The sequence below is a fragment of the Brevirhabdus sp. genome, assembly GCF_052826345.1.
Genome location: NZ_JBRBUA010000017.1, coordinates 1 through 11,360 on the forward strand (window position 1 = coordinate 1; position 11,360 = coordinate 11,360).

Here is an 11,360-nt window from a genome sequence, read left to right on the forward strand (position 1 = left end):
CCATTGGCCCGCCTTGCCGCACTTGCCGATGCCGGGGTCAAGCGCGAGGTCATTGCCGATGGCGCGGATCTTCTTGAGTGCCGTGGCGCCGTCGCCGATCAGCGTCGCGCCCTTGACCGGCGCGCCGACCTTGCCGTTCTTCACCCGGTAGGCCTCGGTGCAGGAGAAGACGAACTTGCCGTTGGTGATGTCGACCTGCCCGCCGCCGAAGCCCACGGCATAGATGCCGTCCTTCAGCTCGGCCACGATATCGTCCGGCGCCGCATCGCCCGACAGCATGTAGGTGTTGGTCATCCGCGGCATCGGCGTGTGCGCATAGCTTTCGCGCCGCCCGTTGCCGGTGGGCGCAACCCCCATCAGCCGCGCGTTCTGGCGATCCTGCATGTAGCCCACGAGGATACCGTCCTCGATCAGCACGTTCTTGCCCGACGGCGTGCCCTCGTCATCGATGCTGATCGAGCCCCGGCGGTCGGGGATGGTGCCGTCGTCCAGCACCGTCACCCCCGGCGCGGCGACGCGCTGGCCCATCAGCCCGGCAAAGGCGGAGGTCTTCTTGCGGTTGAAATCGCCCTCCAGCCCGTGGCCGACGGCCTCATGCAGCAGGATGCCGGGCCAGCCGGCCCCCAGCGCCACGTCCATCACACCCGCGGGGGCGGGCTCGGTCTCGAGATTGACCAGCGCGATGCGCAGCGCCTCGCGCGTGACGTCCTGCCAATGGGCGGGGTCGATCAGCCCGGTCAGCAGCGTGCGCCCGCCGCCGCCCATGCCGCCCGACTCGCGGCGGCCGTTTTCCTCCACGATGACGGAGACGTTCAGCCGGGTCATCGGGCGGATATCGCTGGCGCGCAGCCCCTCGGGGCGCAGGATCTCGACCTCCTGCAGGGATGCCGCCACCGTGGCCGAGACCTGCACCACGCGGGGATCGAGCGCGCGGGCGAAGGCGTCTATCTCGCGCAGGGTGTCGATCTTGACCTGAAATTCCGCACCCTCCAGCGGATCGGCGTCGGTATAGAGCTTGCGGTTCGTCGCCTGGGGGGGCTGCGCCAAAGTGCCGCCGCCGACGCCCACCGCCAGTCGCGCGGTCTCGGCGGCACGCTTCAGCGCGGCCATGCTGATGTCGCTCGAATGGGCGTATCCGGCCGTCTCGCCGCGCACGGCGCGCAACCCGAAACCTTCCGACGCGTCATAGCTGGCGGTGCGCAGGCGCCCGTCGTCAAAGGAAAGAACCTCGGATCTGCGGCGTTCGAGAAACAATTCGCCATCGTCCGCCCCGGTTAGCGTGGCGCGCAGAACCGACAGCGCCTCATCTTCGTCCAGCGTTGTCTGGAAGGGGCGAAAGGCGGGCTGGGAAGAGGTCATGGCTGCTCCTGCGGGGCTGATGGCACATAAAATCACGCCGCAAGCGGCCGAATGCCGCAAGCGTTTCGCTTGTTCCTTTCTTCCTAATATGGTTTTTCCGTTCCAGGGAACAACGGGGGATTCCGCCAGCGCTGTAGATCCATCCAGCCAGGCGGCCACGACCGCGCCGAAAACAGGAAACGAACTATGAAACCAATGAGCCTAATTCGCGGCCTGTCTGCTGCGGCCTTCACCACACTGATGAGTTTGCCCGCGCTGGCGCAGGATCTGGAAATTCAGGGTCTGGAAACCGTGGGCAAGCCGCATCCGCTGGGGATCGCATTCCAGCCCGCGGCAACATCGCTCGCGCGCAACGTGCATTGGCTCGACAGTTTTCTGTTGGTGATCATCTCCGCGATCGTGCTTTTGGTCGTCGCGCTGATCTTTTTCGTGATCTTCCGCTACAACCGGAAATCGAACCCCGTTCCCGCGACCTTCACGCATAACTCGCCGATCGAGATCGCCTGGACGCTGATCCCCATCGTGATTCTGGTGATCATCGGGTCCTTCTCGCTGCCGGTGCTGTTCGACCAGCAGGAAATCCCCGAGGCCGACGTGACGATCAAGGCCACGGGCTATCAGTGGTACTGGGGCTATGAATACCCCGACGAGGGCTTCGGCTTCGACAGCTTCATGCTGCCGCGTGAGGATCTGGCCAGCTACGGCTACAATCCCGACGAATATCTGCTCGCCACCGATGCCGCGGTCGTCGTGCCGGTGGGCAAGACCGTCGTGGTGCAGGTGACCGGCGCCGACGTGATCCATTCCTGGGCGATGCCCGCATTCGGCGTCAAGCAGGACGGTGTTCCGGGGCGGCTGGCGGAACTGTGGTTCCGTGCCGACCGCGAAGGTGTATACTTCGGCCAGTGCTCCGAGCTTTGCGGCAAGGATCACGCCTATATGCCGATCACCGTCAAGGTCGTCAGCGAAGAGGCCTACGCCCAGTGGCTGACCGCCGCCAAGAACGAATACGCAGGCACCATGCCCAGCGTTAAGGTCGCTTCCAACTGACCGCGGAACGCGCGGGCGGCGGTATGACCGCCCGCACAAGCTTCGAAAGGCCGGACATGTCCGATACCACCATTCTTCCCCAGCGGGGCGAGGCGCATTTCGGCGATTACTTCGCCCTGCTCAAGCCGCGCGTGATGTCGCTGGTCGTGTTCACCGCGCTGGTGGGCCTGCTGGTGGCGCCGGTGTCGGTGCACCCGGTAGAGGCTTTCGCCGCGATCCTGTTCATCGCGATCGGGGGCGGTGCCTCCGGCGCGCTGAATATGTGGTGGGATGCGGATATCGACGCGGTGATGCGCCGCACGTCGGGCCGTCCCGTGCCCTCGGGCCGCGTGAGCCCCGGCGAGGCGCTTCAGATCGGGCTGTGGCTGTCGGGGTTCGCCGTCGTCATGCTGTTGCTGGCCGCCAATTCGGTGGCGGCGGGGCTGCTGGCGTTCACCATCTTTTTCTACGCCGTCGTCTACACGATGTGGCTCAAGCGGTGGACGCCGCAGAACATCGTCATCGGCGGGGCGGCGGGCGCGTTCCCTCCGATGATCGGCTGGGCCGTGGCCACGGGCGGCGTGTCGCTGGAATCGGTTCTGATGTTCACGCTGATCTTCATGTGGACGCCGCCGCATTTCTGGGCGCTGGCCCTGTTCATGAAGGACGACTATACCAATGCCGGCGTGCCGATGCTGACCGTGACCCACGGTCGCCGCGTCACCCGCCAGCATATCGCGATCTACACCGCGCTGCTGGTGCCGGTCGCGCTGGGGCTGGGTTTCACCAGCATCGGCGGGCCGCTCTACATGGCGGTCGCGCTGGTGATGAACGGGCTGTTCCTGGCCGGGGCCTGGCAGATCTGGAAGCGCGACGAGGCCGCGGCCGAGGCCGACCGCTACGCGACGGAGCGCAAGTTCTTCAAGCTTTCGCTGATCTATCTCTTCGTGCATTTCGGCGCGCTTCTGGGCGAGGCCGCTTTGCGCAGTATTGGCCTGGGGGGCTGGTGAAATGGCATTTGGCAAGGATCACGAACTGCATGAACGCCGATTTTCGCGCAACCTTTGGGTCGGCCTGCTGCTGACCGGATTCGTCGCGCTGGTGTTCGGCTTGACGGTCGTGAAGGTGACGCGCGAAGGCGAGGCCCGCCCGGCACCCGCAGCCGTCGCCGCTGACAGCGGCGCGTCGCCCGTCAAAGGCGCCTCGCAGGGGGCGATCCAATGAGCAGCACCAGCCCGGGCAAGACCGCCGCGATGCTGGTGGGCGTGGTGGTGACCATGGGCGCGCTGGCCTGGGCGTCGGTGCCGTTCTACAACTGGTTTTGCAAGGTCACGGGCTTCGGCGGGACGACCGCCACCGCCGACGCAGGTTCGGACCGCGTTCTCGACCGCACCATGACGATCCGTTTCGACGCCTCGCTGGAACGCGGTATGCCTTGGGAATTCAAGCCCGTGGTGCGTGAGATCGACCTGAAGATCGGCGAGACCGGCCTGGCGTTCTACGAGGCCTACAATCCCACCGACCGCGTCATCGCAGGTACGGCCAGTTACAATGTCGCGCCCTATGATGCAGGCGGATATTTCACCAAGATTGACTGTTTCTGCTTCACGGAACAGATCCTGCAACCCGGTGAGAGGGTCCAGATGCCCGTCACCTTCTACGTCGATCCCGAGATCGTGGAAGACCGCGACGCGAAATATGTCAAGCATATCACGCTGAGCTACACCTTCCATGAGACCGACCTGCCCGCGGACCAGGCCAGCCTGCCGCAGGCCCCCGCGAACCCAATAAACTGACGCCTCGAACGAGGGACCGAAATGGCGCATGAAAAAAATCACGACTATCATATCCTGGCCCCCAGTATCTGGCCGTTCTTCGGCGCGGTGGGCGGTTTCACCATGCTGTTCGGCGCGGTTCTGTGGATGCATTCCCAAGGGCCTTGGCTGTTCCTGATCGGCCTGGCGATGGTGCTTTACACCATGTTCGCATGGTGGTCGAACGTCATCACCGAAAGCCGCGAAGGCGACCACACGCCGGTCGTGCGCATCGGTTTGCGCTATGGCTTCATCTTCTTCATCATGTCCGAGGTGATGTTCTTCGCGGCCTGGTTCTGGAGCTTCTTCAAGCACGCGCTCTACCCGATGGCGACCTTCTCGGAAGGGCAGTGGCCGCCCCCCTCGATCGAAACCTTCGATCCCTGGCACCTGCCGCTGATCAACACGCTGATCCTGCTGTGCTCCGGTGCGGCGGCGACCTGGGCGCACCACGCGCTGGTGCATGAGAACAACCGCAAGGACCTGAAAATGGGTCTGATCCTGGCGATCGGCCTGGGCCTTCTGTTCACCTATTTCCAGGCCTATGAATACAGTCACGCCGCCTTCGGTTTCGCGGGCAATATCTACGGCGCCAACTTCTTCATGGCGACGGGCTTTCACGGCGCGCATGTGATCATCGGCACGATCTTCCTGTTCATCTGCCTGCTCCGGGTCTACCGGGGTCACTTCACCCCCGAAAAGCACATCGGTTTCGAGGCTGCCGCCTGGTACTGGCACTTCGTCGATGTGGTGTGGCTCTTCCTCTTCGCCTCTGTCTACATCTGGGGCGGCTGAGCAGGCGTTTCCCACGATCCAACGGTTCCGGCGCGCGCCGGTGCCGCACCCCGCTGGGGGTTCAGGGCCCCGGAGATTCTCCGGGGCTTTTCGTCTGAAAGGGGCAAGTGATGACCAAACGCATGATCGCGCCGCTGCTGTTCGGGCTGTGCGGCGCGGCGATCCTCATCGCGCTGGGGGTCTGGCAGATCCAGCGGATGGGCTGGAAGGAGGCGCAGCTGGCCGCGATCGAGGCGCGCATCTACGCCGCCCCCGTTCCGCTGCCCCTCGCACCCGATGCGGTGTCCGACAAATACCTGCCGGTGACGGTATCGGGCCGGCTGGTGGGGCCGGAAATCCACGTGCTGTCCTCCACGCGCTTTGCAGGGCCGGGCTACAGGGTGATATCTGCGCTCGACATGGGCGACCGGCGCATCCTGCTCGATCGCGGCTTCGTCCCCGAGGCCGAAAAGGACGCCCCGCGCCCGCAGGGCGGGCAGGTGAGCGTCGTGGGCAACCTGCACTGGCCGCAGGAAACCGACGGCTTCACCCCCAAGCCGGACCTGAAACGTAACATCTGGTTCGCGAGGGAGGTGGGCGCGATGGCGCGCGCGCTCGATACCGAGCCCGTGCTCGTGGTGGTGCGCGAGACCGCGCAGCCGCAGCCCGACGTGACCCCCGTGCCCGTCGGCACCGAGAGCATCCCGAACGATCACTTCCAATATGCGCTGACCTGGTTCTCGCTCGCGGCGGTGTGGCTGGGGATGACAGCCTTCCTTCTGTGGCGTATGAGGCAGAAGACCGACCGGAAGGCACAGCGATGAAATACATATCCACCCGCGGAACCGCGCCCGAGCTGAATTTCGAGCAGGCGATGCTGACAGGTCTGGCGCGCGATGGCGGGCTTTACGTGCCCGACACCATTCCCACGCTCAGCGCGTCCGAGATCGCGGCGCTGGCGGGGCTCGGCTATGAGGATGTGGCCTTCCGCGTCATGCGCCCCTTCGTCGATGACACCATCGACGACGCGGAATTCGCCGCGATCATCCAGCGCGCCTATGCGGGGTTCGGCCATCCCGCGCGCGCGCCGCTGGTGCAGCTCGACGCGAACCATTTCCTGCTGGAGCTGTTCCACGGCCCGACGCTGGCGTTCAAGGATTTCGCCATGCAGCTGATCGGCCAGCTGTTCCAGGCGGCGCTGGCCCGGCGCGGCGAGCGGGTGACGATCGTGGGCGCCACCAGCGGCGACACCGGATCGGCCGCGATCGAGGCGTTCCGCGGGCTCGACAATGTCGATGTGTTCATCCTCTACCCGCACGGCCGCGTGTCCGAGGTGCAGCGCCGCCAGATGACCACGCCCGCCGAGCCCAACGTCCATGCCATCGCCATCGACGGCGATTTCGACGACTGCCAGGCGGCGGTCAAGGACATGTTCAACGATTTCGCCTTTCGCGACGCGGTGCAGCTGGCGGGGGTCAATTCGATCAACTGGGCGCGGGTGCTGGCGCAGGTGGTCTATTACTTCACCTCCGCCGTGTCGCTGGGCGCGCCGCACCGCCCGGTCAGCTTTACCGTGCCAACGGGCAATTTCGGCGACGTCTTCGCAGGCTACATCGCCAAGCGGATGGGGCTGCCCATCGACCGGCTGATCGTGGCGACCAACCAGAACGACATCCTACACCGTACCCTGGCCACCGGCGCCCACATGAAGGAGGGGGTGACCCCCTCGATCAGCCCGTCGATGGATATCCAGGTCTCCTCGAACTTCGAGCGTGCGCTTTTCGATGTCTATGACCGCGACGGCGCCGCGGTGGCCCAGCAGATGGAGCAGCTGAAATCCGAGGGCGGGTTCACTGTCAGCCAAGGCGCGCTGGGGCGGCTGCGCGACAGCTTTGCCTCGGGCCGGGCGTCGGAGGCCGAGACCTCGGACACGATCCGCACGCTTTTCGCCAGCACTGGCGAGCTGCTGTGCCCGCATTCGGCGGTGGGCGTCAAGGTTGCGCGCGACCAGGGGCAGGGGGCGGTGCCGATGATCACGCTGGCCACCGCGCACCCGGCGAAGTTCCCCGATGCGGTCGAAGCCGCGACGGGCATCAGGCCGCCTCTTCCATCTCGCATGGCGGATCTGTATGAGCGTTCGGAGCGCGTGATTTCCGTGCCCAACGATCTGGCCGCGATTCAGTCCACCATCCGGGAGAGACTTTTCAAGTGACGCTTCGGATAGATACCCTGCCCAACGGCTTTCGCGTCGCGACAGAGACGATGCCCGATCTGCAATCGGCCTCGATCGGGGTCTGGGTGACGGCGGGCGGCCGCAACGAGCGGGTCGAGCAGAACGGCATCGCGCATTTCCTCGAACACATGGCCTTCAAGGGCACGGCCCGGCGCAGCGCGTTGCAGATCGCCGAGGAGATCGAGGATGTGGGCGGCTATCTGAACGCCTATACCTCGCGCGAGGTGACGGCCTATTACGCCCGCGTGCTGGCCGCCGATGTGCCGCTGGCGCTGGACGTGATCGCCGACATCCTGCGCAATCCGGTCTTCGATCCCGAAGAGATCGAGGTCGAGCGCGGCGTGATCCTGCAGGAAATCGGCCAGGCGCTGGACACGCCCGACGACGTGATCTTCGACTGGCTCCAGGAAGCCGCCTATCCCGGGCAGCCGCTGGGCCGCACCATTCTGGGGCCCGCGGAACGTGTCCAGGCCTTCGGCAAGGCCGATCTCGCGCGGTTCGTGGAGGAACACTACGGCCCGGGCCAGATGATCCTTTCCGCGGCCGGTGCGGTCGACCACGATCAGATCATGCGGCTGGCCGAGCGGCTGTTCGGCGACATGCCGTCCGCCGCGGCCCCGGTCGTCACCGACGCACGTTTTCATGGCGGCGAGCGGCGCGAGATCAAGGAACTGGAACAGGTGCATTTCGCCCTGGCGCTGCAAGGCCCCGGCTATCGCGATCCGGCCGTCTATACCGCGCAGGTCTACGCCACCGCCCTGGGCGGCGGCATGTCCTCGCGGCTTTTCCAGGAGATTCGCGAAAAGCGGGGCCTGTGCTACACGATTTTCGCGCAGGCGGGCGCCTATGACGAAACCGGGCTGATGACGATCTACGCCGGCACCAGCGCCGAGCAGCTGGGCGAGCTGGCAGAGCTGACCATAGACGAAATCCGCCGCTCCGCCGATGACATGAGCGAGGCCGAGGTCGCGCGCGCGCGCGCCCAGATGAAGGCGGGCATGTTGATGGGGCTGGAAAGCCCGTCGAACCGCGCGGAACGCACGGCGCGGATGCTGTCGATCTGGGGCAGGGTGCCCGACATGGCCGAGGTCGTCGCGCATATCGACGGCGTCGGGCGCAATGACGTGTGCAGCTTTGCCGCCACCATGGCCGGAAAGGCCGAGGCCGCGCTGGCGGTCTACGGGCCGCGCGCGGCGGCCTCGGCGCCGGGGCTTCAGGCCCTGCGGGAGCGTCTGGCCGCTTGATGCTGGGTCGCAGGCGCAAGGTTCAGATCGAAACCGAGCGCATGTCGCTGCGCCTGCCGCTGCACAGCGATTTTCGCGCCTGGGGAACGCTGAGGGCGCAAAGCGAGGCCTTCCTCAAACCGTGGGAGCCGTCCTGGTCGGATGATCACCTGTCGCGCAAGGGCTTCACCAATCGCGTCTATTGGGCACAGCGCGCGGTCGCCTCTGGCACCGCGCTGCCGCTCTTTCTGATCCGGCGCGAGGACAACGCCCTGCTGGGCGCGCTGACGCTCGACAATATCCGGCGCGGCCCCTCGCAGGCGGGGACGCTCGGCTACTGGATCGGTGAACCGCACAAGCGCCGCGGCTACATGCGCGAGGCGATCAAGGCAGTGGTGCACCACGCCTTCACCGCCCAGGATCTGTCGCGGCTGGAAGCGGCCTGCCTGCCGGAAAACCGCGCCTCGCGCGGGGTGCTGGAAATGTCCGGTTTCAAATATGAGGGCGTCGCGCAAAGCTATCTGCAAATCGATGGCCGCTGGCGCAATCACGTGCTCTACGCCAGCCTGCGCGGCGACCGGCGCGGCAAGACCGGCGTGGGCCTGGCCTGACGCGCTGCGCCCGTGCCCGTCGCGCTGCGCCCGTGCCCCTCGCGCCATCCCCTCCTTTCTCCGGCGCGCCGGACCCCGTTCTGCCCCCCGCCATGCGGCAATGCCTTGCCCCGCCCCGATGCGTGCGGCTACCAAGGGCGCGTGTCATCCGCCGAAGGACGCCCGCCATGCTCAACCCTGCCGACGACGCCTTCGAAGCGCGGCTGCGCCAGCTGCTTCCGACAGGGGCCTTCCGCCCGCTGGAACCGCGCTACCTGGAAGAGCCGCGCGGGCGTTATCACGGGGCCGATGCGCTGCTGGTCGCGCCCGCCACCGTGGAAGAGGTCGCAACCATCCTGCGCGCCTGCCATGCCGCGCGCGTGGGCGTCATCCCCTACGGCGGCGGCACGGGGCTGGTGGGCGGTCAGATCGACCAGGACGGGCCGCGCCGGGTGATCGTCTCGCTTGAACGGATGGCGGCCGTGCGCGCCGTGTTGCCGAACGAAAACGTCATCGTCGCGGAGGCGGGGGTGATCCTGCAGGATCTGCACGCCGCCGCCGAGGCCGCCGACCGGCTGTTTCCGCTGTCGCTGGCGTCGAAGGGCTCGGCGCGGATCGGCGGCAACCTGGCCACCAACGCGGGCGGCGTCGGCGTGCTGCGCTACGGCAACGCGCGCGATCTGTGCCTGGGCCTCGAGGCCGTGCTGCCCGATGGGGCGATCTGGCACGGGCTGACGCGGCTGCGCAAGGACAACACCGGCTACGACCTGCGCAACCTGCTGATCGGGGCCGAGGGCACGCTGGGCATCATCACCGCCGCCGCGCTCAAGCTTTATCCGCGTCCCGCCCGCGAAGGCACCGCCATTTTGGCGGTCAGCGACCCGCAGGCGGCGCTGACGCTCCTGTCGATGGCGCAGGCGCAGCTAGGGCAGGGGATCAACGCCTTCGAACTTATGTCACGGGTGGGTCTGGATTTCCTGGCCGAAACCCTGCCCGATCAGCGACAGCCCTTTGCGGCGCCGCCCCCATGGTGCGTGCTGATCGACCTGGGGCTGTCGGCCGACCAGGACCCGCAGGAGGCGCTGGAACAGCTTTTCGTCGCCGCCGACGCGCAGGGGCTGGTGCACGATGGCGTCATCGCCCAGTCAGAGGCGCAGCGCCATGAGCTGTGGGAGCTGCGCGAACAGATCCCCGAAGCCAACCGCCGCATCGGTGCGATCATGTCGCACGACATCTCGCTGCCGCTCGGCCATATCCCCGAGTTCATCGATCGCGCGGGCCGTGCGCTGGCGGCGCTGGGGAATTTCCGCATCAATTGCTTCGGCCATCTGGGCGACGGGAACCTGCATTACAACGTCTTCCCGCCCCAAGGCCACGACCGCGCGGAACACGATCAGCAGCGCGGGGCGGTCAAATCCTGCGTGCACGATCTGGTCCATGCCATGATGGGCTCCGTAAGCGCCGAACACGGCATCGGGCGGCTCAAGACCGGGGATCTGGAAACCTACGGCGATCCGGTCAAACTGGCGGCGATGCGCGCGATCAAGACCGCGCTCGACCCGCATGGCATCATGAACCCCGGCGCGATGCTGAGGGAGAGCTCATAGCCCGTCGAAGGCGCAGAGCGCATGAACCTCCATGCCCAGCGCTTCCAGCCGCCTGCGCCCGCCCAGTTCCGGCAGGTCGATGATGAAGGCGCAGCCCACGACCTCCGCGCCCAGCCGCTCGATCAGCTTGATGCCGGCCTCGGCGGTGCCGCCGGTGGCCAGCAGGTCGTCTACGACCAGAACCTTCTCGCCCGGCTTCAGCGCGTCATCGTGGATTTCCACGATCGCCTCGCCGTATTCCAGCTTGTAATCCTGGCTGATCGTGCGACCGGGCAGCTTGCCCTTCTTGCGGATCGGCACGAACCCCTTGGTCAGCTGATGTGCGATGGCGCCGCCCAGGATGAACCCGCGCGCCTCCAGCCCCACGACCTTGTCGATCTGCTGGCCGGCATAGGGATGCAGCAGCTGATCCACCGCGATGCGAAAGCCGCGCGGATCGGCGAAAAGCGTGGTGACATCGCGGAACATGATCCCCTCATGCGGGAAATCCACGATTGTCCTGATATAGTCCCGAACGGTCTTGTGCACGCGCTGTCCTTCCCTGGGGCCTTCTTCTGGTCGAAAATATCCCCGCCGGAGGCTCCGGCAGGCACCGCAGGCGCGGCGGCTCGCTCTAAAGCATCCGCCCCGCCACCGCGTCAAGCTTGGCCGTCAAGGCGGGGTCGCGGTTTTCGGGTGCGGTCAGCAGCGCGTATTCCAGCGCGTGGTCGCAGCCGTGCGGGCAGGGCGCG

12 protein-coding genes and 1 pseudogene are annotated in these 11,360 nt (G+C 66.4%); 10 read left to right on the forward strand and 3 right to left on the reverse strand.

What is annotated here, in order from left to right:
* Positions 1 to 1,359, reverse strand: a 1,359-nt coding sequence (locus tag ACU0BR_RS02495) for a TldD/PmbA family protein (protein ID WP_446155265.1), incomplete at its 3' end; no start/stop codon positions are given.
* Positions 1,360 to 1,545: 186 nt separating this feature from the next.
* On the opposite strand from ACU0BR_RS02495, the gene coxB reads away from it, so the two are divergent.
* The 10 genes from coxB to ACU0BR_RS02545 all read left to right on the forward strand — a co-directional run bounded on the left by coxB (position 1,546) and on the right by ACU0BR_RS02545 (position 10,629).
* The gene (gene coxB / locus ACU0BR_RS02500; RefSeq protein ID WP_446155266.1) at positions 1,546 to 2,409 is read left to right on the forward strand and encodes a cytochrome c oxidase subunit II; all 864 of its coding nucleotides are present in this window, start codon (positions 1,546 to 1,548) and stop codon (positions 2,407 to 2,409) included.
* A 56-nt stretch (positions 2,410 to 2,465) separates the two neighbouring features.
* Positions 2,466 to 3,398, forward strand: a complete 933-nt coding sequence (gene cyoE / locus ACU0BR_RS02505; protein WP_446155267.1) for a heme o synthase — start codon at positions 2,466 to 2,468, stop codon at positions 3,396 to 3,398.
* Position 3,399: 1 nt separating this feature from the next.
* A complete protein-coding gene (locus tag ACU0BR_RS02510) occupies positions 3,400 to 3,612 on the forward strand; it encodes a hypothetical protein (protein WP_446155268.1) in 213 nt (70 codons plus the stop codon).
* Positions 3,609 to 4,184: a cytochrome c oxidase assembly protein gene (locus ACU0BR_RS02515; protein ID WP_446155269.1), complete on the forward strand. Its 576-nt coding sequence runs from the start codon at positions 3,609 to 3,611 to the stop codon at positions 4,182 to 4,184. The genes ACU0BR_RS02510 and ACU0BR_RS02515 overlap by 4 nt, the downstream gene beginning before the upstream one ends.
* A 21-nt stretch (positions 4,185 to 4,205) precedes the next feature.
* Positions 4,206 to 4,997 carry a cytochrome c oxidase subunit 3 gene (locus tag ACU0BR_RS02520; RefSeq protein WP_446155270.1) on the forward strand — a complete coding sequence of 264 codons (792 nt, stop codon included), beginning with the start codon at positions 4,206 to 4,208 and terminating at the stop codon, positions 4,995 to 4,997.
* A 110-nt stretch (positions 4,998 to 5,107) separates the two neighbouring features.
* On the forward strand, positions 5,108 to 5,800 hold the full coding sequence (locus ACU0BR_RS02525) for an SURF1 family protein (RefSeq protein ID WP_446155271.1): 693 nt from the start codon (positions 5,108 to 5,110) through the stop codon (positions 5,798 to 5,800).
* Complete coding sequence (thrC, locus tag ACU0BR_RS02530) at positions 5,797 to 7,188, forward strand: threonine synthase (protein ID WP_446155272.1); 1,392 nt, start codon at positions 5,797 to 5,799, stop codon at positions 7,186 to 7,188. Before ACU0BR_RS02525 ends, thrC begins: the two co-directional genes overlap by 4 nt.
* Positions 7,185 to 8,453: a M16 family metallopeptidase gene (locus ACU0BR_RS02535; protein WP_446155273.1), complete on the forward strand. Its 1,269-nt coding sequence runs from the start codon at positions 7,185 to 7,187 to the stop codon at positions 8,451 to 8,453. The genes thrC and ACU0BR_RS02535 overlap by 4 nt, the downstream gene beginning before the upstream one ends.
* Positions 8,453 to 9,043, forward strand: a complete 591-nt coding sequence (locus ACU0BR_RS02540) for a GNAT family N-acetyltransferase (RefSeq protein ID WP_446155274.1) — start codon at positions 8,453 to 8,455, stop codon at positions 9,041 to 9,043. Before ACU0BR_RS02535 ends, ACU0BR_RS02540 begins: the two co-directional genes overlap by 1 nt.
* 167 nt (positions 9,044 to 9,210) lie before the next feature.
* Positions 9,211 to 10,629 (forward strand): FAD-binding oxidoreductase, encoded by a 1,419-nt coding sequence (locus ACU0BR_RS02545; protein WP_446155275.1) that lies wholly within the window; start codon positions 9,211 to 9,213, stop codon positions 10,627 to 10,629.
* Here the strand turns inward: ACU0BR_RS02545 and ACU0BR_RS02550 are convergent.
* Both ACU0BR_RS02550 and ACU0BR_RS02555 read right to left on the reverse strand, forming a co-directional pair.
* Positions 10,624 to 11,157 (reverse strand): adenine phosphoribosyltransferase, encoded by a 534-nt coding sequence (locus ACU0BR_RS02550; protein ID WP_446155276.1) that lies wholly within the window; start codon positions 11,155 to 11,157, stop codon positions 10,624 to 10,626. The two genes, ACU0BR_RS02545 and ACU0BR_RS02550, sit on opposite strands and share 6 nt — an antisense overlap.
* An 85-nt stretch (positions 11,158 to 11,242) precedes the next feature.
* Positions 11,243 to 11,360 (reverse strand): annotated as a pseudogene (locus ACU0BR_RS02555) (S-methyl-5'-thioadenosine phosphorylase); the annotation flags it as partial.

What these genes read in the sequence shown, in the direction of transcription:
- ACU0BR_RS02545 (WP_446155275.1), top strand. Translation starts at nt 9,211, where the DNA reads ATGCTCAACCCTGCCGACGACGCCTTCGAAGCGCGGCTGCGCCAGCTG.
- ACU0BR_RS02520 (WP_446155270.1), top strand. Translation starts at nt 4,206, where the DNA reads ATGGCGCATGAAAAAAATCACGACTATCATATCCTGGCCCCCAGTATC.
- ACU0BR_RS02515 (WP_446155269.1), top strand. Translation starts at nt 3,609, where the DNA reads ATGAGCAGCACCAGCCCGGGCAAGACCGCCGCGATGCTGGTGGGCGTG.
- ACU0BR_RS02540 (WP_446155274.1), top strand. Translation starts at nt 8,453, where the DNA reads ATGCTGGGTCGCAGGCGCAAGGTTCAGATCGAAACCGAGCGCATGTCG.
- ACU0BR_RS02510 (WP_446155268.1), top strand. Translation starts at nt 3,400, where the DNA reads ATGGCATTTGGCAAGGATCACGAACTGCATGAACGCCGATTTTCGCGC.
- ACU0BR_RS02525 (WP_446155271.1), top strand. Translation starts at nt 5,108, where the DNA reads ATGACCAAACGCATGATCGCGCCGCTGCTGTTCGGGCTGTGCGGCGCG.
- cyoE (WP_446155267.1), top strand. Translation starts at nt 2,466, where the DNA reads ATGTCCGATACCACCATTCTTCCCCAGCGGGGCGAGGCGCATTTCGGC.
- coxB (WP_446155266.1), top strand. Translation starts at nt 1,546, where the DNA reads ATGAAACCAATGAGCCTAATTCGCGGCCTGTCTGCTGCGGCCTTCACC.
- thrC (WP_446155272.1), top strand. Translation starts at nt 5,797, where the DNA reads ATGAAATACATATCCACCCGCGGAACCGCGCCCGAGCTGAATTTCGAG.